This window comes from Pseudomonas sp. RIT623, from assembly GCF_004519305.1.
Classification (GTDB): Bacteria; Pseudomonadota; Gammaproteobacteria; order Pseudomonadales; family Pseudomonadaceae; genus Aquipseudomonas.
In genome coordinates, this window is sequence record NZ_SOZA01000017.1 from 22,181 (window position 1) to 42,356 (window position 20,176).

Genomic DNA, 20,176 nt, shown 5'->3' on the forward strand with positions numbered 1-20,176 from the left:
CAGGTCTTTTGCAAGAGCGCCATCACCGCAGGTTCGCTCCCAAGGCGGACGCCTGATATCCCCCAATTACCCTCAATTCGAGTATGGCTTTTTGCCATGCTCTCGCGCTATCTTGCGAAATTTGGGCGAGTGCTCGGAGCCAGCCACTGCTGTTCGCCAGGTTGGTTTGCTAATTGATGGGATTCAAAACGATGGACCGACATCAAAAAGACATCGACTGGCTCGGTGATGATGCGCCTCTGGCCCCAGTTGTGCGTGCCGCACTGGGCATTTTGCTGGAGGCTGGCGATTGGCGGTGGTGGGATGATCCTTCCCTGCTCGATGGATGTCTTGAGAGGGCATTGTCTGGCCATCTGCCGGCCAAATGGGGGGGCGACTCCACTGTATGGCACGCTGAACGTTGGCTGGATCCCGCTCTTGCGGTCATGCTCGCTGAGGCATTTGTCCAGCATCCGCGTTTTGCGTCCTTGAAAATCAGGGTGGTGAGATCGGTCTGGGCATGGAAGGAAAGCGATAGCCTGGCAGGCGAGATGCTCAGTGCAATTACAGCCGAGCTGGCGGCGCTTGTGGGCGTCGGGCAGGTGTTCCCGGAGTGGCAGCGCAATGCTAGGCCACGTTATCCAGAGGTGACAGGTTCTCAACAGCAAAAATGTGTGGTCAGTGCCCCCTCCCAGGTTTATTCCGCAGATGGGTGGCGTGCAGGTTTTGCCCTGCACGCTCGCTGGGAGCCCGATGCGACCCTTGCTGACATCGTGATTACTGACTCCGTGGCTGCACTGTATAAACTAACTGCGGCGCGCTTGGTCGTAATCTACGACATGCCTGTTGATCGTGCATTTTCCCAGGTGAATGTATTGCGCAGTAGGTTGTGCGCGCAGTGCGCCGTGCATGTAAGTGCGCAGGAGGGAGGGGTCAAGCCTTGGCTCGAGGGGCTGATCGAGGCGTGGGCCGAGGGCAAGACCTTTGCGCAGGCCCTCGCTATAACATCCGACCTCACCGGTATAACGGCGCAGGTATTGGCCTCCACGCAGACCTTCATGATCAGTCGCCACGTATTCCCAGGTGGGGCTGATAGGCCGCGTGGCAAACATGTTCGTGAAGACGATACTGAGCTGATCAGTATCGAAAAATCGGCAAGATTGATTGCGGGTAGGGCGGGCGAGTCTGCCTTGCAAGCGCCAGTGCCTCCTCCTGTTGAACGGGTTCTTGATGTCTGGGCGTCGCAAAATGCCAGACGTGCCAGTCACTGGCCGCTGAAAGGAGCGGTCAATATTGCGGTGCAGATCTGTGTCAAGTCGCCCCTTAGAGATCGCCAGTTACCGTTTCCAGACGACAAAGTCGCATGGGAGGGGGACAGCAAAGTCCTGCAGGTGCATATGTTCGAGTACGCACGAGCGCCGCAGACCCTTGAGTTGACGTTACCTAGAAAAGGCAATTCACCGGTGCTGCAATTCACCCGTGAACCCACGGAAGGTCCTGTTGACCTGCGTTTCATGGTGACCGACGGCGCGCAGATCCTGCAAACAGCCAGGCTCAATGCAGCACCAGGCGAAACGATCCAGTTCTCGATTGAAAATATCATTTCGCCTCTGCTGGACAGGAAAAAGCGCTTTGATGTTGGCCTGTTGGTTAACCAGAGCCTCGGTGATCAACCCAGCGTGACTATCATCAGCGGAACCGGTGAGGCCACCTTACATCCTTTATTTGGGCACGAGACTGGCGAGGCGCGCGATCGCTTGCTCCAAGCCCTGCAGCAGGCGGTGGCCAACCCTAGTGCTGATCTGAGGCCGTTGCTGATAAAGCTTGCTGACCTCGGTGCACTGTTCCATCGGCATATCAAGGCGGCCGCCCCTGATTGGCCCGGATGCGGCGGACGTCTGCAGTTGGTGACGCAAAGCGATGCATTTTTTCCTATTGAGTATCTCTACGATGGGGTGACGGTAGAGTCGCCCGATGCGCCCTTGTGTTCAGAGCGTGCGCATTGCTTGACGGCCGGGGAAGCGAAACCGGGATGTGAGTGGCGTGGGAGTGGTGAAGTACTTTGTCCCATGGGGTTTCTTGGCGTGTCCGGCGTCATTGAGCGGCATACCTGGCAAGCGGGGCTGGAGCCTCGGCAATGGACCAGGCACCCGCGGCAGCGCATCGATGACTTGTCGAGGATCGCCTTTACCGCGAGCGACCAGGCCGATCGCTTTAGAGATGCTGACGTGCATCCACATGAAGTCGTGCGTATCGCGACAATCGAGTCGGCGCTGGGCGTGAAGCGAATCAGCGACTGGGGAAGTTGGAAAGACCATATACAGCACGCATCGCCATCCCTTTTATTGATGGTGGTCCATTTGAGTGAGTCTAAGGTGCATACCGGCGCAGGTGATCAACTGATGCTCTCAGGGATGGGCGTGAAACACGTTGGCCGTGCCCCCGTGGTGGTCGCGATTGGTTGTTCCAGTGGGCTGGGTGAAATACTCGGGGGTAGCTTGCCGGCCATTCTCAAGCGCAATGGTGTCAGCGTCGTGATTGCGGCGATGACCCAACTACTGGGTCGGCATGCTAATCGTGTGGCGCGTGACCTGGCTGACCATTTGCGCAATGCCGCGCAAGCGCCGGGTTCGAGCTATGTCGGCGATATCGTCAGCCGTTTGCGGCGCCAGCTGTTGGCGGATGATCTGGCCCTTGGTTTGGCCGTAGTGGCGTTCGGCGACGCCGATATCGTGCTTGGCAGGCAGTCTGTCTAGGGGGCGCTATGTTTCGAATCAAAGCCATTCAGGTTGAAGAGGGTGATGCACTGTTGGTCAGCTATGGCGATAGCCAGTCGCCAAGGCACCTACTGATTGATGGTGGGCCTGTCGGCTCTCGGGACAACTTGGTGGCGGTACTGGCTGCGGAGCGGGTCGATGGCAAGCTGCAGTTGGAGGCCTTGGTCATCACTCACTATGACCAGGACCACATCCAGGGCGTGATCGAACTACTCGAAGAGATGCCGTCCTGGCTGGTCATTCATGATGTGTGGTTCAACGGTTACCATCACGTGCAACCACCGGATCTTCTTGGGTCGGCGCAAGGCGATAGGTTGTCGGCGTTGATTCGAAGCCTGGGGTTGCGATGGAATGCTAGCTTTCTCGGGGCGCGAGACGGCAGAGAAGGTCCGGCGATTAGGCAGGACACCGCTGCCATCAAGTTGGCTGATGAACTTGAGGTATGTGTATTGTCTCCTGACGAGGCCGGGCTCCACGCCCTGGCGGCACAGTGGCACAACCCTTCATCTGTCCCGTCCGAGCCGGATGACGCGCCGGAGGATCTGCTGGGGCGCAACGATTCATGGCCCCCTGGTTCGTTCAAGACGTATGGTGGTGAGTCTCGGTCTGATCCGTCGGTCCCGAACCGTAGCAGTATCGCTTTGCTCCTGACATTTAAGGAAAAGCGCATGTTGTTGGCTGCGGACGCCTGGTGTGCCGTGGTCAAGCGTGGCCTGGACAAACACCTGCTTTATGATGAACCGATCGATTTGCTGAAGGTTTCCCACCATGGCAGCAAGGGCAATACTGATCGCTCTCTGTTGGCCAGGATCAGGTGCAAGCGCTTCCTTATCAGTACCAGCGGCAAAACTCACAAGCATCCGGACCATGACTTGATGGGGCGATTGCTTGCAGACCGCAACACGCCCGAGATCTACTTCAACTATGCGCAGGCATGGGCCAGTGACCAATTGTCAGTGCCAGCAGATTGGCCGAGTTATGTCGCTCACGGCCCCGTGGCTAACGATTGCTATGTCCAGGTAGATCTGTAATTCAGCTCAAGGCACCGCCGAAAACACCGACCCGGTCAGCCGTTCGCTCAGCAGCTCCAGCGCGCGCAATCCCGCCAACGAATTGCCCGAGGCATTCAACGCCGGCGACCACACGCAGATGCTGTAGCGCCCCGGCACCACCGCGACGATCCCGCCGCCCACGCCGCTCTTGCCCGGCAGGCCTACCCGGTAGGCAAAGTTCCCGGCCTCGTCGTACAGCCCGCTGGTGGCCATGATTGCGTTCACCTGCTGCGCCTGGCGCGGGCTCAATACCTGCTCGCCGCTGTGCGGGCAATAGCCGCTGTTGGCCAGGAAGGCAAAGCCGCGGGCCACGTCGACGCAGCTCATCGACAGCGCGCAGTGGTGGAAGTAGCTGCGCAGTACCGTGTCGACATCGTTGTCGAAATTGCCGAACGCCTGCATCAGGTAGGCCATGGCCGCGTTGCGCGCGCGGTGCTGGTACTCCGACTCGGCCACCAGCGCATCGCTGACGATGCGAGGGTTGGCGGCCAGGCGGCGGACGAAGTCGCGCATCGACAGCGACGGCGTGGCATAGCGCGACTGGTTGATATCGCAGATCACCAGGGCGCCGGCGTTGATGAACGGGTTGCGCGGTCGGCCTTTCTCCACCTCCAGCTGCACCAGCGAGTTGAACGCCTGGCCGGACGGCTCGTAGCCCAGGCGCGACCAAATGGCCTCGCCGCTATGATTGATCGCCTGCACCAGGCTGAACACCTTGGAAATACTCTGGATCGAGAACGGCGTGCGTGCGTCACCGGCGCAGTGCATCTGGCCATCCAGGCTTTGCACGGCAATGCCCAGCTGGTTGGGGTCGACCTGGGCCAGGGCGGGAATGTATTGCGCCACCTGGCCCTGGTCGAGCAGGGGGCGGACGTGGTCGAGGATCTCTTGCAGTAAGGCGTGCATGGGGACCTGGGAATGCGTGGATTGCGAAGCGCTTGTGGCTCAGACGGCGGCTGCCGCGTTGACGGCACAGTAAGGCAGGGCGGTTGCGTGAGGCGACTTGGGACGCTAAAGTCGCGCCGAGGCGTTGGCTGCGCCTGCGGTCCGCGCGAAGGGGTAGCCCAGGCCAGGCAGACTTCATTCCCTACCAGCTCCCGGCTTGTCGGCGGACCGAGCCCATGAGGAGTTGGCATGCCTGTCATCGACGCATCCCGTCACCACGGTCTTCTCGACTTGCCCGCCCTGCGCAAGCGCGCCAAGCGCCTGCTCAAATCCCTGGATGACGACACCCGAACGCAACTACTCGGCCTGGGCTTGCCCGGACCGGACTATCGACTGGCCGACACCCAGTGGCTGGTGGCCCGTGAAGCCGGCTTTGCCAGCTGGCCGCGGCTCAAGGCACATGCCGACGCGGTGGCCTTCGCCGCGCGCCATCCCGGTTTTGCCGCCCAGAGCGAGGCACGGGTACAGCATTGGCGCTGCGGCAACGATATCGAGCACAGCCTGCGTATTGCTGGGGTGCGCGGTGCTTTCCACATGTTCGACGACCCCATGGTGATGGGGCCTGTGCCGGCCCTGCCTGAGGACGAGTACTGGCGGTTGCGCAGCGACTATATGCAACGGGTGTTCGCCGTCGACCCGCGCGACCTGGCCCTGCGCCAGGCTCGGCAACGGGCGGCACTCGCGCAGCTCGACGGCGACAGTGAAGTGGTGCTGTGGTGCGAGGCCGACGCCTATGACCAGCTGTTCCTGGTTCGCCTGCTTGCCAGCCTGCCCACGCTGCCGCGCCGTCTCGAGCTGGTCGAGATCGAGCGGGTGCCAGGGGTCGAACGCTTCATCGGTATCGGCCAGTTGGCGCCGGACCTGCTCGCCTGGTTGTGGCCGCAACGGCGGGCGCTGGGCGAGCAGGCGCTGGCGCTGGGGCGCCAGGCCTGGTCGGCGTATACCGCGCCCGACCCACGGGCTTGGGCCGCGCTGGCGGGGCGTCAGCATCCGTTGCTGCCATTGCTGGGCAAGGCGTTAGCCCGACAATTGCAGGAGTTGCCCGGTGTCGAGGATGGTTTGAGCCTGACCGAGCGGCTGAGCCTGCGCATTTTGGCCCATCGGGGCGAGCAGCCGGCAGGGCGGGTATTCGCTGAACTGATGGCACGCTACGAGCCGCTGCCGTACCTGGGTGACCAGATGTTCACTGCACTGCTGCGACCATTGATCGAGACGGCGCGGCCGTTGCTGCGCGAAGGGCCGGGGGACGACTGGGCGCAGCGTTCGTTGAGCCTGACCGCGATGGGCGAGCGAGTGCTGGCGGGGCAGGCCCACTGGCTCGATCAGCAACCTGCCGAGCGTTGGGTTGGCGGGGTGCGTATCGTCGCCGGGCAGGCGCCGTGGGTGGTCGATGCCCAGGGGCAGGTGGCGCGGCGTCGCTAGCCTGGGTGAAGTCGACGCAGTGCGCGCCGCTGATTACGACGCCTGCCCTACAAAGCCCGCTGAAAAAAGCTTGCGCGGAGATGATTAACGTTGATTTGCGCTTATCCAGGCTTGTTGTCGGGCGAGTACCGCTGTCGCCGCTTCGCCCACAAGTTCTGCGTACAAGTCGGGCGCAGTGGCGCCCTCGGTGCTGATCAGCAGTACCCGTGAATGGCGGTCCAAGCCCATTTGCGCCGCGTGCTCAGGCACCGCCATCAACCGCGCCAGCCCGGCCAACCCGGCCACCGCCGACTCTCCCGCGACCAGCGGAATATCTTGCCGATTACCTCGGGCCAGGCAACGCATCGCGGCCACTGCCTCGTCGTCATCGATGACCATGAAACCGTCGACCGCCGGCTGTAGGAATCGCCAGGCCAAGGGCGAGGTTTCGCCGCAGGCCAACCCGGCCATCAGCGAATCCACCGTGCCCGTTGCGATCGACGCTTGCCCCAACCGCGCGCTCTGGTAGAGGCAGTCGGCCTGCGCCGGCTCGACCACGATAAAGGTCGGGCGTTGCGCGCCGTAGAGTTCCCAGAAGTAGCTGACCACCCCTGCGGCCAAGCCGCCTACGCCCCCTTGCAGGAACACATGGGTAAAGGCTGGCTGGTCGGCTTCGATGACCTCGGCGGCGAGGGTGGCGTAGCCCTGCATCACATCGCCAGGGATGCTTTCGTAGCCGTCATAGGAGGTGTCCGAGACGACCTGCCAGCCATTGGCCTGTGCCAGGTCGGCGGCGTGGGCAACCGAGGCATCGTAATTGCCGGCAATACGGACGATCTGTGCGCCGTAGGTGGCGATCGCCTGTTCGCGTTCCGTGCTGACCTGCGCATGCAGCACGATGACGCAACGGCAACCGAGGCTTTGCGCGGCCGCCGCCAGCGCGCGACCATGGTTGCCATCGGTGGCGCTGATGACGCAGAAATCGGCCAGTTGCTGGGCATGCGCACCGGCGAACAGCGCCGCGGCGCGGAAGTGCTGTTCAGGGAAGCTGCGCATGATCAGCCGCGCCAGGGCAATCGGCGCGCCGAGCGCCTTGAAGCTGCCCAGGGGCGAGCGCAGCGCTTCATCCTTGATCGCCAGCTGTGCCACGCCGAGTGCCTCGGCCAGGTCGGGCAGCGAATGCAGCGGGGTGCCTTCAGCTCGCAGCAGCGGCCAATGCGACAGCCACTGGCGGCTCTGCTGCGCGGCGCTGGCGCTGAGGATCGCGCGCAGGGTATCAGGGTAGGGCTGGCGGGTGGCGTTGGGGTTATGCAGCAGCATCGGTGGCTCCTTTCGTCAGGCAATACGAATTCGGCGGCAGGGGTGTCAGCGGCTGCCGTCCAGGCGTCGAGCGACGACGTCCAGCAGCACCCGTGCGCCGTCAAGCAACTGCGCGTCGTCGGTGTGCTCGCGAGGGTTGTGGCTGATGCCTGCGCGGCTGGGCACGAAGATCATCGCCGCCGGTGCAATGCGCGCGATCATCTGTGCATCGTGGCCGGCGCCGGAGGTCATCCGTCGGTGGCTGAGGCCCAGGCGTATGGCACTGGCTGCGATCGCGTCGGTCAGCGCGGCGTCGAAGGTCACGGGTTGGAAGCGCACCAGCGGCTCGGTCTGGATACTCACGCCTTCATCGTTGGCCAGTTGCGCGAGGTACTGTGCCAGGTGCGCCTCGGCCCTTTGCAGCTTGTGCTCGTCGGGGTCGCGTAGGTCGATGGTGAAACGCGCCTGGCGCGCAATTACATTGATCACATTGGGGGCGAAGGTCATGCAGCCTGTCGTTGCCAGGGTGCTGTCGCTGGCCTGGGCATAGCGACGTAGCTCGCTGACCACCGCACAGGCGACATAGCCGGCGTCGTGGCGCAGATGAGTGGGGGTGGTGCCGGCGTGGTTGGCATGGCCGGTGACCGTTACCTGCTGCCAGGAAATCCCTTGTAGGTTCTCCACCACGCCAATCAGCGTGTTCTCGGCTTCGAGGATCGGGCCTTGCTCGATGTGCAGCTCCAGGTATTCGTGGGGCACGATGCTGCCTGGCACCAGGTCGCCGGCATAACCGATGCGCCGCAGCTCGTCGCCCAGACGGGTGCCGTCGGTACCGATGGTGTTCAGCGCTGTCTCGATGTCGAGGCCGCCGGCATGCACCAGCGAACCCAGCATGTCCGGTTGGTAGCGCACACCTTCCTCATTGGTGAAAGCCGCCACGGTGATTGGGCGCAATGGTTGTATCTGTGCGTCGCGATAGGCGCGTTGCACCGCTAGGCCGGCCAGCACGCCGTAGCAACCATCCAGGGCGCCGGCATTGGTGACGCTGTCGATATGCGAGCCGATCATCAAGGGTGCGTCGTCGCTGGCACCGGGCAGGGTGCCGAAGATGTTGCCGATGCGGTCGATGGCGATATCCAGGTCCAGCGCGCGCATCCATGCCACCAACTGGTCGCGCCCCGCCTTCTCCGCGTCGGTCAGGGCAATCCGGGTGCGGCCGCCGTGGACCGCATCGACGCCGATCGCACCCAGGGCGTGGATCTGCTCCAGCAGCAGCGGGCCATTGAGTTGCAGCAGGTTCATGGGATTCTCCGGGGGATCGTGGGGCGATGGAGGGTAATGGTATTTGCTGATGACGAATTGAAATCTTGATTTTCATCTGAAAAACGTAATCTTATTGCGCACCCTCTTGGCTCTCGAGACCCCACCGTGACACTCGATTCGTTCGACCGCGCCTTGCTCGACGCCGTGCAGCGCGATGCCAGCACCTCGCAGATCGACCTCGGCGTGCAGGTCAACCTGTCGTGCGCTGCAGTCAATCGACGGTTGAAGAAACTCACCCGCGACGGCGTGATCCAACGCACCGTGGCCCAGGTCGACCCAGTGGCCCTGGGCTACACCCTGACGGTGATCACCGAGGTGGAGGTGGAGAACGAACGCCTCGATTTGCTCGATGCCATGAAGCGCACCTTCCTTGCCTGCCCACAGGTGCAGCAGTGCTACTACGTGGCTGGAGAGTGCGACTTCGTGCTGATCATGCTGGTGCGGGACATGGCGCAGTACACGCAGCTGACCCGCGCACTGTTCTTCGAGAGCAACAACGTCAAGCGCTTCAAGACCCTGGTGTCGATGAGCAACGTGAAGAGCGGGGTGGTGGTGCCTGCGCTGTAACCTGGCCGCTGCAACCAATGGTGGCCGTTAACTGTCACAATCGCTTGGTCTGACTGATCCGGAGACCCCCATGCTGCGTGTATTTGAACGCTGGCTCGACCCTTTCCCCCCCGACGAGGCTCCGCCACCGCCCATGGGCCTGGCTCGGTTCATGTGGGCCTGCACCCGCGGGGCGCGCGGTTATATCCTCGCCTTCGCCGTGCTCAGCGCTGCGGTGTCGCTTTACGAGGCCTGGCTGTTCGCCTTCCTCGGCCAGGTAGTGGACCTGCTTGCCAGCTGGCAGGCCGGCAGCGCCGTGAGCGCCGAGGAAACCCGCGTGTTGTGGGGCGCCGGGGTGGTGCTGGTGGCCAGTGTCGGCCTGGTGGCGGCGCGCACGGCGGTGCAGCACCAGGTGTTGGCGATCAACCTGCCATTGCGCCTGCGCTGGGACTTCCACCGCCTGATGCTGCGCCAGAGCCTGTCGTTCTTCTCCGACGAGTTTTCCGGGCGGGTCACCACCAAGGTGATGCAGACCGCGCTGGCGGTGCGCGAGGTGCTGTTCACCCTGATCGAGATCCTGCCGGGCATCGGTGTGTATTTCGTGGCGATCATCGCCCTGGCCGGCGGCTTCGCCCTCAAGTTGATGCTGCCGTTCCTGGCCTGGATCGGCCTGTTCGGCCTGGCCATGCTGTATTTCGTGCCGCGCCTGGGGCAGGTCGGCCAGGAGCAGGCCCACGCGCGCTCGTCGATGACCGGGCGGGTCTCGGATGCCTACACCAACATCACCACGGTCAAGCTGTTCAGCCACGGCAAGCGCGAGGCGCACTTCGCCCGCGCAGCCATGGAAGACTTCAAGCTCACCGGTTTTCGCCAGATGCGCCTGGTCAGCCAGTTCGAGATCGTCAACCAGGCGCTGGTGGTCGGCCTGATCCTCGGCGCCGGTGGTTATGCGCTGTGGCTGTGGCACCAGGGCGAGGTCGGCGCCGGCGCGGTGGCGGCGATCACCGCCATGGCCCTGCGCATCAATGGCATGTCGCATTGGATCATGTGGCAGATGACGTCGTTGTTCGAGAGCATCGGCACCGTGCAGGACGGCATGGCGACCCTGACCCGCACGCCCAAGGTACTGGACGCAGCGGATGCCAAGGCGCTGGAGCCACGGGGCGGGGCGGTGACCTTCGACAACGTGCGCTTCAACTACAACGGCGAGCGCCAGGTGCTCGACGGCCTGAGCCTGACGATCCGCCCGGGCGAGAAGATTGGCCTGGTGGGCCGCTCCGGTGCCGGCAAGTCGACGCTGATCAACCTGCTGCTACGCTTCTATGATGTCGACAGCGGCCAGATTCGCATCGACGGCCAGGACATTGCCCACGTCACCCAGGACAGCCTGCGCGGCGCCATCGGCATGGTCACCCAGGACACCTCGTTGCTGCATCGCTCGATCCGCGACAATATCGCCTATGGTCGCCCCGATGCGAGCGAGGCGCAGATCCGCCGCGCCGCCGCCAGCGCCCAGGCCGATGGGTTCATCGGGCAACTGAGCGACCGCCAGGGGCACAGCGGCTACGACACCCTGGTGGGCGAACGCGGCATCAAGCTGTCCGGCGGCCAGCGCCAGCGCATCGCCATTGCCCGGGTGATGCTCAAGAACGCGCCGATCCTGCTGCTCGACGAAGCCACCAGCGCGCTGGACTCGGAAGTCGAGGTGGCGATCCAGGAAAGCCTGGATGAAATGATGAGGGGCAAGACGGTGATCGCCATCGCCCACCGGCTGTCGACCATCGCCGCCATGGACCGTCTGATAGTGATGGACGAAGGGCGCATCATAGAGCAGGGCACCCATGCCCAGTTGCTGGCCCGAAATGGCGCCTATGCGCGGTTGTGGCAGCACCAGAGCGGTGGTTTCCTGGGCGAGGACCGAGGTGTGGAGGAGGCCGTGGAATAGCCGTTTTTGCAGAAGCGGCCGCGTGCCGCGAAAGGCTCGCAAAGCAGCCCCGGCAAATCAACCTTGGACGCCGTATCTGTCGTGGCGGACGCCTTGTCAAACAGACGTTTCCAAAGCAGGTACACATGAGGACGGCTCGAGCGCAAGCTGCGCTTGAATCCACTCAATGAACGCTCGCACCGGCGCACGTTGCAGGTGCTCCTCGCGGGTCACCAGGTAATAAGCGAAGCGTGATGGCCAGGGGCGCTCCAGCGCGACGACCAACCGGCCACTGCGCAGGTCCTCGGCGGCGAGCTGTGCCTGCACCAGGGCGATACCCTGGCCACTGGCGGCCGCGCGCAGCAATAGCAGGTCTTCGTCAAAACTCGGCCCTCGGCGGCTACGGCTGTCGGGCTCGACACCATGGGCCTGCAGCCACAGTGTCCAGTCGGCACGCTCGGCCTCCTGCAGCAGGGGATAACGCAGGCAGTCCTGTGGTTCGTCCAGCGCCGGCCCGCCGGCAAGCAGGCCAGGGCTGGCTACCGGTAGCAGCACGGACGCCAACAGGGGTATCGACGCCAGCCCCGGGTAATCGCCCAGGCCGTGGCGCAGCGCGATATCGACAGGGTCACGGTGCAGGTCGGCCAGCGCGGCCGTGGACTGCACGTGGATGTCGATCTGCGGATGCCGCGCATTGAAATCGGCCAGGCGTGGCACCAGCCAGCTGGAGGCGAACGATGGCTGGGTGCTGATCGTCAAGGTAGAAGTTCGGGTTAGCCGTTCCAGGTCGAGCAGGGCGCTTTCGATCTGGCCGAAGCCGCGTGACAGCCCCGGATAGAGGCTCGCGCCAGCCTCGGTGAGCTGCACGCCATAACGGCTTCGGCTCAGCAGAACGACCCCCAGGCGCTGCTCCAGCAGGCGGATCTGTTGACTGATGGCACCTGGGCTGACCCCCATGCGTTCGGCGGCAGCCTTCAGGCTGCCCAGGCGAGTGGTTTCGCAGAAGGCACGCAACGCGAGTAACGGCAAGACTGCACCCATGAAATCCCAACCTTAGAAAAACTAATTTGAAGAAAAGCGATGATCGTTAGTAAGCACGATACAGTGTGCATAGCATAGCGATGAACCACAGAAATCAAATCAGTTTTACTGAGGTGAACAGCATGCAAGAACCTGCGCTTGTGCTTTACAGCGACAGTTCCCCCAACGGTTTCAAGATCACCATTGCCCTCGAAGAGCTCGGCCTGCGTTATCGGCTGGTTCACGTGAACATCGACCGGGGCGAACATCGCCAGGCCAATTTCCTGGCACTCAACCCCGCAGGCCGCATCCCGGTGCTGGTGGACCACAGCGCCGGAGTGGTGCTGTTCGAGTCAGCCGCGATCCTCTTGTACCTGGCGCAGCGCAGTGGCCAACTGCTGGAGCAGGCGGCTCAACCGCGCTGGGCGACGATCACCTGGCTCATGTACCACAGCGCCAGCGTGGGGCCGGTGCTCGGGCAGCGCGTGCACTTCGAGTGCTTCGAGGCCATCGCAAACCCGGCGGCGCAAAAGCGCTACCGCAGCCTCAGCGAAGACGCCTTCGCCGTGCTCGACCAGCACCTGGCCAGCCATTTGTGGCTGGCAGGCGAAGCCTATTCGATTGCCGACATCGCCCACTTTGCCTGGCTGCACATCGCCGAGCTCGTGGGCTTCGATTTCACTGCTCACCGCCACCTGACTCGCTGGTATCGACAAGTCCAAATGCGCCCTGCCGTGCAACGCGGCATCCGCCTTCCCGCCCCAGCCACCGGCCCCTGAACCTGAGCAAGGAATGCCCATGAACCTCATCAGCAACAAAGGCGCCAGCGCCGATGCGTTCGCCCTGCATCCCGGTTACCGTCGCATGTTCGCCCCTGGTCAGCTGACCCTTGGCATTTTCCTGCCGCTGCGTTTCTATGCCGGCGACATGGGCGTGCTCCGCGACCAGGCGCAGTTGGTCGGCGAGATCGACCGCCTGGGTTTCGCTGCCACCTGGGTACGCGACGTGCCGTTGTACGACCCGGCATTCGGCGATGCCGGCCAGGTGTTCGATCCGTTCACCTACCTGGGCTATCTGGCGGCCCACACTCGCCACATCAGCCTCGCGACCGGGAGCACGATCTTCACCCTGCGCCACCCCATCGACCTGGCCAAGTCCGCTGCCAGCCTGGATTGCCTGTCGGGCGGACGCCTGGTGCTGGGCATCGCCTCGGGCGACCGCCCGGTGGAGTTCCCGGCCTACGGCCTGGCCCATGACAGTCGCGGGGAGCGCTTCGCGCAGAGCGTGGACTATTTCCGCCGGCTGTTGGACGGCCATCCTGCGCCGATCCATTCAGCGCTGGGGCAGATCGATGGCGCGCGGCTCCTCCCCAAGCCCGCCACGGGGCGCATACCGTTGCTGGTAACCGGCTCGTCGCGCCAGTCCTTGCAGTGGCTCGGCGAACATGCCGATGGCTGGATCACCTACCCGCAAGCCACCCACAACATCCTGGGGCCTCGCCGTCTGGCCGAGAAAATAAGTGCCTGGCGCGCGCTCATTCCAGGCGGGGGCTTTCGCCCGCATGTCACCAATGAGTGGATCGATCTGGACGAAGACCCAAACTTCCCGCGTACCGCGCAACAGGGTGGCTATGTGTTACGCACCGGTCGCAACGGTTTGATCGATCTGCTGCATGAGTGGCGTGATGCCGGGGTCAATCATGCGGCACTGGGCATGCAGATGGCGCAGCGCCCGGCGCTGGAAATCATCCAGGAGCTGGCCGAGGAGGTGCTGCCGCTGTTTCCCGCGCTGCCCGGCCCGGCACCTCATGCCCAGGCCTGGTAGGCCGGGTGGCGGGCACTTCAGTTGGGCTGGATCTGCCGATAGAAGTCATTCAGCTCGCCGACCCGGGCTGCGTTCAGCTCCATGCGGCAGGTGCTGTACATCGGCGTGCCGATGGCCAGGCCCTGGCTGTCGCACCAGGCCTCGCGGTATTGCAGCCAGGCCTTCTGCGCGGCCTCCAGCCCCTGCGGGGGCACAGGTGATGCTATCACAGGGCTTCGCGGGCAAGCTGGCGAATGCCTCGGGCTCGCAGGAAAGATCAGTACGTCGAGCAACAGGTTGCGGATATTCATGGCGATCACATCCTTGTGTTGGAATACCGGCAACGGTAGGGGCCTGTCCAGAGGCTTGCGGCTCGAAGGCTAGTTTGCAGTTGCGAGGGAAAATAATGGGCCCCGCAGTGGCGGGGCGAACGCTGGGATCAGCAGCGTCAGATGGCCCGGCGTGGTCGGTCATTCAAGCACCTGAAGCCATGGCCAACGCGCCTGGTAACTGGCCGCTTTTGCCCTGAACAAATCGGGTCTTGGATTCAACACGTTCATCCTCAGTACGTCGTTCTGCAGGTCGTCCAGGCCATGGGTGCTGTAGAGCTTGCCTGTATCAATATCAACGCCTAGGCAGGTCGATCGAATCAGATAGCGGTCAATGCCGTCCGTGACCTTTTTCAGCGGTGAATAGGTACCGCCGAATTTTTCTGCGTACCACAGATGCACGCGTGCCTGGTTGCGGACTTCCACGTTGACGGCTAAATGCGCGCATGCCTGCTGCACCCGGGATATGACCTGGTTCTCCGCCGCCCAGGACAGGTCAGCGTCGAAGTAGGCGATGTCATAGTCCTTGACGCCCCAGTCGACGGCTCGGCCCGAGCGGTGATTCCAGAACGCCTGGAACAAAGCGCCTGCTGTCAGCATGGCGTGCGGGATACCCAGTGTCGGCAGGATCTGCAACAGTGCTTGGTTGATTGGGTTGCGGGCAATGATCTGCAGTAAGTGCGCATCGGTAAGTGCATGCATGGGGCCGTCCTTGGAGGTGTCGCAAAGGGCTGAGCTTACCTGAATGCCGTCGAGGCCAGTGGCGCTGCAACAACGGCTGCTCGCTCGATTGCGCTGTGCCACTAGCGTTTCCAGAACCTATCTGGCCGACAGGGCGCGAGGGCAGGGGAGGCCTTGCCATCGATGATCTCCTCGCTGGCAAGCCGCCCCACGATCGCCGCCAAGGTAACGCCAGGGTGCACGGCGCACACATAGACGCCGCCGACGTTGGGCAGATGACCGATGATGGGCACGCCATCCGCTGGCATGGGCCTGAGCCCGACACGCGCCCATTCTGGTTCTATCGAAACCACCCCATGAAGCTCGTGTTGAATCGCCTTGGCCGTTCGTAGCGCAATCGCTGCCGGCTGGTTGTCCGCTGCGTCGTCCAGATAGTCTTCTGCCGCCAGCAATGCCCCATCCGCGGTGTGCCGCACTTCCATGACAGGGCTGGAGATGAGGCTGCGCACCAGGTCGGGTTGAGTCTTGTAGCGAATGAGAATGGCAGGTGACGCCGCGATTGGCAGTGTTATGGCCAGGCTGTCGGTCAGTTGGGTGATGCCGGTCCCGGCTGCAATCACGACACTATCGGCATCGATGATGCTCATGGCTGTCGCAACGGCGCTCAGCTGTGCTTGCTCGATGACAAGGCCGAGCACGCGGGTTTGCGTGAACACTTTCGCCCCATGGGCCTGGGCCGCGGCGATCAGCGCATGCGCTGCGGCCACGGGGTCCAGCGCGCCTTCTGCTGGCGCATGGCAAGCAGACTCGGGCGGGTGTTTGAGATTGGGTTCAAGACCGACAATCTGCGTTCGACAGACCCTGTCAGCCGCGGACGAATCACTGGCAGGCGTCGGTGCCGCGCTGGACATCGTGCTGTAGGACAAGGCGCCAGTCCATCGCACCGTCAAGCCCGGCAACTCGGCCTCGAGTTGCCGGTACGCCTCGATTGCCGCGCCGCGCAGCGGGGCGATGGGGTCGGTTTCGGGGGCAGCGGTATTGATCCAGGCGAACGAGCGGCTCGTCACGCCTGACGCGATACCGTCAGCCTCGAGCACTGTGACATTGGCGCCTTTGCGCGCCAGGTGGTAGGCCAGTGATGCGCCGATGATGCCGGCACCAATGACAACGACCCGCTTGCCTTGACCTGTTGCCATATCAACCTCCGTGCTGTCGATGGGCCGAGGGTACGACAACGGCAGGTATCCATAAACCGAGGGCTGGGTTTTTTGCTTGTCGGGTGCCTGGGACCGTACCTTTCTCTACTAATTAAGGGCTTAGCCGCAGAGCCGAGCACATCATCAGGCGTCTTTTTTATTCAGGACCTACCCAGTCAAAGCCGGTATTGCAACAGCCGTGGCTGGCGAAGCATGAGGACAACCGAAGGGGTACGCTCAGACTGCCATGAGCTCGGCGAGGTTGCGGTATTGTCCCTTGAAGTACAGCAATGGCTGCGAATCTGCAGCCTTCTGCAGGTTGAACGCCTTCACCTCACCAATCACGATCAGGTGGTCGCCCGCTTCGTGCTCTGCGTGAATTTCGCAATCGAGCCAGTACAAACTGCCAGCAATGGCTGGATTACCCAAAGGTGATTGCTGCCACTCCACGCCGTGCCACTTGTCCGTGCCTCGCCGAGCGAACTGGTTGGAGATCTTGGCCTGTTCAGCAGACAGAATGTTGACCGCGAACCGACCAGCCTGGCGAATTCTAGGGTAGCTTGCCGAGCTGCGCATTACGCTGAATGACACCAGCGGCGGGCTCATTGACACGCTGTAGAACGACTGGCAAGTAAAACCAATCGGTTCGTCATCAATGTGCGTTGTAATCACCGTGATGCCGGAGGCGTAGTGCCCAAGCGCTTCGCGGAAGCTCAACGGCTCGATAGCAGTACTGGGGAGTGACATATTGGGTCCTGGCTATTGATTACCGCTCGAAGGTGCAGGGAAAGGCCGATGAGCATTCGCTGACCACCTTCGACATAGGCTCAGCGCTTGTTTAGTAGCTCTTGACGGACAATTTCCGCGCCGGCACTCAGCGCATTGAGCTTGCCTCTTGCCACGTGACGCGGCAGGGGCGCCATACCGCAGTTGGTGCATGGATAGAGCTTGTCGGCGTCCACGAACTGCAGTGCGTTGCGCAGGGTATTGGCCACTTCTTCAGGGGTTTCGATAGCGTGGTTAGCCACATCGATGGCGCCTACCATCACTTTCTTGCCACGGATCAGCTCGATCAGGTCCATCGGCACGCGGGAGTTGTGGCACTCCAACGAGACGATATCGATGCTCGATTTTTGCAGCTTAGGGAAGGCTTCTTCGTATTGCCGCCACTCCGAGCCCAAGGTTTTTTTCCAATCGGTATTAGCCTTGATGCCGTAGCCGTAGCAGATGTGCACGGCGGTTTCGCACTTGAGGCCTTCGATGGCTCGCTCCAGCGTAGCGACGCCCCACTCGTTAACCTCGTCGAAGAAGACGTTGAAGGCGGGTTCGTCGAACTGGATGATGTCGACACCGGCCGCTTCGAGTTCGTGAGCTTCCTGGTTGAGGATCTTGGCGAATTCCCAAGCCAGCTTTTCGCGGCTCTTGTAATGCGCGTCATACAACGTGTCGATCATGGTCATGGGGCCTGGCAGCGCCCATTTGATCGGTTGCGAGGTTTGCTGACGTAGGAACTTGGCGTCTTCGACGAAGACGGGCTTGCGACGCGCAACGGCGCCTACCACCGTTGGTACGCTGGCATCGTAGCGATCACGAATCCTGACGGTTTCACGTTTTTCAAAATCCACGCCATCGAGATGTTCGATGAAGGTCGTGACGAAATGCTGACGTGTTTGCTCGCCATCGCTGACGATGTCGATACCGGCGTGCTGCTGCTCTTGCAAAGACAAGCGCAGCGCGTCGTGCTTGCCTTCGATCAGTTCATCACCTTCCAATTTCCACGGTGACCAAAGTTTTTCAGGTTCTGCGAGCCAGGAAGGTTTAGGCAAGCTGCCGGCAGTCGACGTGGGGAGCAATTTTTTCACAATAAAAGACCTTGTACAGGGGCGATTCAAGCGGCGTAACTGGCAGACCACTGCTCAAGAATGGCGTGGTAGGGTTTGATGAAGTGCTCTTCGGCAAACTTTCCCTGCTCAATAGCGAGCCGGCCACGTTCTTCTCGATCATAAAAGATACGCGTCAGCGAATAATCCTGATGTTGCAAGCTAGGCTGATAGGACTTTCCAGCTGCGGAGTTCGCATTGTAGATTTCAGGGCGGTAAATTTTCTGGAAAGTGTCCATCGTGCTGATGGTACTGATCAGTTCCAGATTGGTGTAGTCACCCAGCAAGTCACCGGCAAAGTAGAAGGCCAGGGGGGCAACACTGTTCGGCGGCATGAAGTAACGAACCTTCAGGCCCATCTTCTTGAAATACTCATCCGTCAGGGAGTATTCATTTTGCTGGTATTCAACACCGAGTACCGGATGCTGGTTCTCCATCCGCTGGTAGGTCTTGGCACTGGAGACACTCAGGCAGATTACAGGCGGCTTGTCGAAGTGTTCCTTGTAAGCATCCGAGCTGACGAAAGACTTGAACAGCTTGCCGTGGAGGTCGCCGAAGTTAGCGGGCGTACTGAACTCAGCTTTGTCCTTGTTATGTCCCAGCAATAGCACGCTGAAGTCATAATCCCGCACATACGATGAGAAGTTGTTCCCCACCATTCCGGCAATGCGTTCGTTGGTTTGACGGTCAACGACCGTGGTTTTCAAGATTTCAATCAAGGGTAGAGCATGATCGTTGTGCTCGGCAGCAATGTTCATTTCGACAGAAATGATCTCAAGGCCTACCGAGTACCGATCAGCGCTGGGGTTGTCCCAGTGCGCCAGAGCATTGAAGCGATTATCAATCATCTTCAATGTGTTGCGCAGATTTTCCTGGCGACTTGCCCCTCTCGCCAAGTTGGCGAAGTTGGTGGTTATGCGCGTATTGTTCGATGGCTGGTAGTTTTCATCGAAACAAATGCTCTTAATGGCAAATGCAAAGTCATTGCTCATTTTAACCTGACACCCTGATCTCGTAATGGTTTCAGTGCACCGTATAGCTTTGCTACTCAGCTAATTGGTTGGACACTGTCTCTAATTGAGAGGCATTCTAGATGGGGCTGTTGAGGGGTGGCTAATGAATTGATTTCAAAAAAACTTTAGTTCTGCTCATCTGCCCTTCGATGGTCACACGCCCATAGCTGCGGGCAATACTGTAGCGGGAGCTTTTGACCTGCTGAGTGATTTCCGGTAGCTGCTCAGGTGGCAAATCCATCTCGACCAATCAGGCTTTTCCTGACTTTTTGAACGAAGCTCAGGCGTTACCTTGTTCATCCTCTTCATCGCCGTAGTACTTCACGCCAATGCGAATGATGTCCCGGCCTTGCGCTTTGCGGTGATGGTTGGAGTCTCGCAGCGAGTAGATACAACCACAGTACTCCTGCTGATAGAAGCGCTCGCGCTTGCTGATCTCCACCATGCGCGCAGCTCCACCACCCTTGCGCCAGTTGTAGTCCCAATAAGTGATACCAGGATACTTGGCGGCCGAACGAAGACCGCAGCCGTTGATTTGCTGCATGTCCTTCCAGCGTGAAATACCCAGTGAGCTGCTGAACACCGAGAACCCATGCTCGTAGGCATACAAGGCGGTGCGCTCGAAACGCATATCGAAGCACATGGTGCAGCGCTCCCCGCGTTCTGGCGCTTGCTCCATGCCTTTGGCCCGCGCAAACCAGTTGTCGGTATCGTAATCGGCATCGACGAACGGCACATTGTGCTGCTCGGCGAAGCGAATGTTCTCTTCCTTGCGCAGCAGGTACTCACGCTCAGGATGGATGTTGGGGTTGTAAAAGAAAATCGTGTAGTCAATGCCGGAAGCCGTGATGGCCTCCATCACCTCACCGGAGCACGGCGCGCAGCAAGAGTGCAGAAGCAGGCGATTGGCGCCGTCCGGTAGGGTGAGTTTTGATCGATCGATAATGCTCACAGCTTTACCTCGCCCAGCGAGACGAAACCGGAGTGACGCCGAGGTTGAGTGTCAGT

The 20,176-nt window shown here is 61.5% G+C and carries 18 protein-coding genes; 7 read left to right on the top strand and 11 right to left on the bottom strand.

Annotated elements, in window-relative coordinates; all coding sequences use genetic code 11:
• Window positions 1–191: 191 nt before the first annotated feature.
• Both E3U47_RS13415 and E3U47_RS13420 read left to right on the top strand, forming a co-directional pair.
• Entirely contained in the window at window positions 192–2,735 is a 2,544-nt protein-coding gene (locus E3U47_RS13415) for a hypothetical protein (protein ID WP_134691919.1), read from the top strand.
• 8 nt (window positions 2,736–2,743) lie between these two features.
• The gene (locus E3U47_RS13420; protein ID WP_134691920.1) at window positions 2,744–3,787 is read left to right on the top strand and encodes a ComEC/Rec2 family competence protein; all 1,044 of its coding nucleotides are present in this window, start codon (window positions 2,744–2,746) and stop codon (window positions 3,785–3,787) included.
• Between the two features lie 6 nt (window positions 3,788–3,793).
• Here E3U47_RS13420 and glsB read toward each other — a convergent pair whose 3' ends face one another.
• On the bottom strand, window positions 3,794–4,714 hold the full coding sequence (gene glsB, locus E3U47_RS13425; protein ID WP_134691921.1) for a glutaminase B: 921 nt from the start codon (window positions 4,712–4,714) through the stop codon (window positions 3,794–3,796).
• A gap of 228 nt (window positions 4,715–4,942) precedes the next feature.
• On the opposite strand from glsB, the gene E3U47_RS13430 reads away from it, so the two are divergent.
• The gene (locus E3U47_RS13430) at window positions 4,943–6,175 is read left to right on the top strand and encodes a DUF1835 domain-containing protein (protein ID WP_134691922.1); all 1,233 of its coding nucleotides are present in this window, start codon (window positions 4,943–4,945) and stop codon (window positions 6,173–6,175) included.
• Between the two features lie 84 nt (window positions 6,176–6,259).
• Here the strand turns inward: E3U47_RS13430 and E3U47_RS13435 are convergent, their stop codons facing one another.
• Both E3U47_RS13435 and E3U47_RS13440 read right to left on the bottom strand, forming a co-directional pair.
• Entirely contained in the window at window positions 6,260–7,474 is a 1,215-nt protein-coding gene (locus E3U47_RS13435; RefSeq protein ID WP_134691923.1) for a diaminopropionate ammonia-lyase, read from the bottom strand.
• A gap of 45 nt (window positions 7,475–7,519) precedes the next feature.
• Complete coding sequence (locus E3U47_RS13440) at window positions 7,520–8,755, bottom strand: Zn-dependent hydrolase (protein WP_134691924.1); 1,236 nt, start codon at window positions 8,753–8,755, stop codon at window positions 7,520–7,522.
• 126 nt (window positions 8,756–8,881) lie between these two features.
• Here E3U47_RS13440 and E3U47_RS13445 point away from each other — a divergent pair, with 126 nt between their 5' ends.
• Together E3U47_RS13445 and E3U47_RS13450 are read left to right on the top strand one after the other, a co-directional pair.
• A complete protein-coding gene (locus E3U47_RS13445; protein WP_134691925.1) occupies window positions 8,882–9,343 on the top strand; it encodes an Lrp/AsnC family transcriptional regulator in 462 nt (153 codons plus the stop codon).
• A 70-nt stretch (window positions 9,344–9,413) separates the two neighbouring features.
• The gene (locus tag E3U47_RS13450; protein WP_134691926.1) at window positions 9,414–11,267 is read left to right on the top strand and encodes an ABC transporter ATP-binding protein; all 1,854 of its coding nucleotides are present in this window, start codon (window positions 9,414–9,416) and stop codon (window positions 11,265–11,267) included.
• A 96-nt stretch (window positions 11,268–11,363) separates the two neighbouring features.
• On the opposite strand, the gene E3U47_RS13455 is transcribed toward E3U47_RS13450, so the two are convergent.
• Window positions 11,364–12,287: a LysR substrate-binding domain-containing protein gene (locus E3U47_RS13455; protein ID WP_134691927.1), complete on the bottom strand. Its 924-nt coding sequence runs from the start codon at window positions 12,285–12,287 to the stop codon at window positions 11,364–11,366.
• 122 nt (window positions 12,288–12,409) lie between these two features.
• Between E3U47_RS13455 and E3U47_RS13460 the strand changes: the two genes are divergently transcribed.
• Together E3U47_RS13460 and E3U47_RS13465 are read left to right on the top strand one after the other, a co-directional pair.
• On the top strand, window positions 12,410–13,045 hold the full coding sequence (locus E3U47_RS13460; protein WP_134691928.1) for a glutathione S-transferase family protein: 636 nt from the start codon (window positions 12,410–12,412) through the stop codon (window positions 13,043–13,045).
• Between the two features lie 19 nt (window positions 13,046–13,064).
• On the top strand, window positions 13,065–14,090 hold the full coding sequence (locus tag E3U47_RS13465) for an LLM class oxidoreductase (protein ID WP_134691929.1): 1,026 nt from the start codon (window positions 13,065–13,067) through the stop codon (window positions 14,088–14,090).
• A gap of 17 nt (window positions 14,091–14,107) precedes the next feature.
• Here the strand turns inward: E3U47_RS13465 and E3U47_RS13470 are convergent, their stop codons facing one another.
• The 7 genes from E3U47_RS13470 to E3U47_RS13500 all read right to left on the bottom strand — a co-directional run bounded on the left by E3U47_RS13470 (window position 14,108) and on the right by E3U47_RS13500 (window position 20,120).
• Window positions 14,108–14,380, bottom strand: a complete 273-nt coding sequence (locus E3U47_RS13470; RefSeq protein ID WP_134691930.1) for a lysozyme inhibitor LprI family protein — start codon at window positions 14,378–14,380, stop codon at window positions 14,108–14,110.
• A 159-nt stretch (window positions 14,381–14,539) separates the two neighbouring features.
• The gene (locus tag E3U47_RS13475; protein ID WP_134691931.1) at window positions 14,540–15,100 is read right to left on the bottom strand and encodes a nucleotidyltransferase family protein; all 561 of its coding nucleotides are present in this window, start codon (window positions 15,098–15,100) and stop codon (window positions 14,540–14,542) included.
• 101 nt (window positions 15,101–15,201) lie between these two features.
• Window positions 15,202–16,275 carry an FAD-binding oxidoreductase gene (locus E3U47_RS13480; RefSeq protein ID WP_134691932.1) on the bottom strand — a complete coding sequence of 358 codons (1,074 nt, stop codon included), beginning with the start codon at window positions 16,273–16,275 and terminating at the stop codon, window positions 15,202–15,204.
• A 237-nt stretch (window positions 16,276–16,512) separates the two neighbouring features.
• Window positions 16,513–17,022 carry a flavin reductase family protein gene (locus tag E3U47_RS13485; RefSeq protein ID WP_134691933.1) on the bottom strand — a complete coding sequence of 170 codons (510 nt, stop codon included), beginning with the start codon at window positions 17,020–17,022 and terminating at the stop codon, window positions 16,513–16,515.
• A gap of 80 nt (window positions 17,023–17,102) precedes the next feature.
• The gene (locus E3U47_RS13490; protein WP_134691934.1) at window positions 17,103–18,137 is read right to left on the bottom strand and encodes a methionine synthase; all 1,035 of its coding nucleotides are present in this window, start codon (window positions 18,135–18,137) and stop codon (window positions 17,103–17,105) included.
• Between the two features lie 26 nt (window positions 18,138–18,163).
• Window positions 18,164–19,147 carry a DUF1852 domain-containing protein gene (locus E3U47_RS13495; RefSeq protein ID WP_134691935.1) on the bottom strand — a complete coding sequence of 328 codons (984 nt, stop codon included), beginning with the start codon at window positions 19,145–19,147 and terminating at the stop codon, window positions 18,164–18,166.
• 301 nt (window positions 19,148–19,448) lie between these two features.
• On the bottom strand, window positions 19,449–20,120 hold the full coding sequence (locus E3U47_RS13500; RefSeq protein ID WP_134691936.1) for an epoxyqueuosine reductase QueH: 672 nt from the start codon (window positions 20,118–20,120) through the stop codon (window positions 19,449–19,451).
• Between the last annotated feature and the right edge of the window lie 56 nt (window positions 20,121–20,176).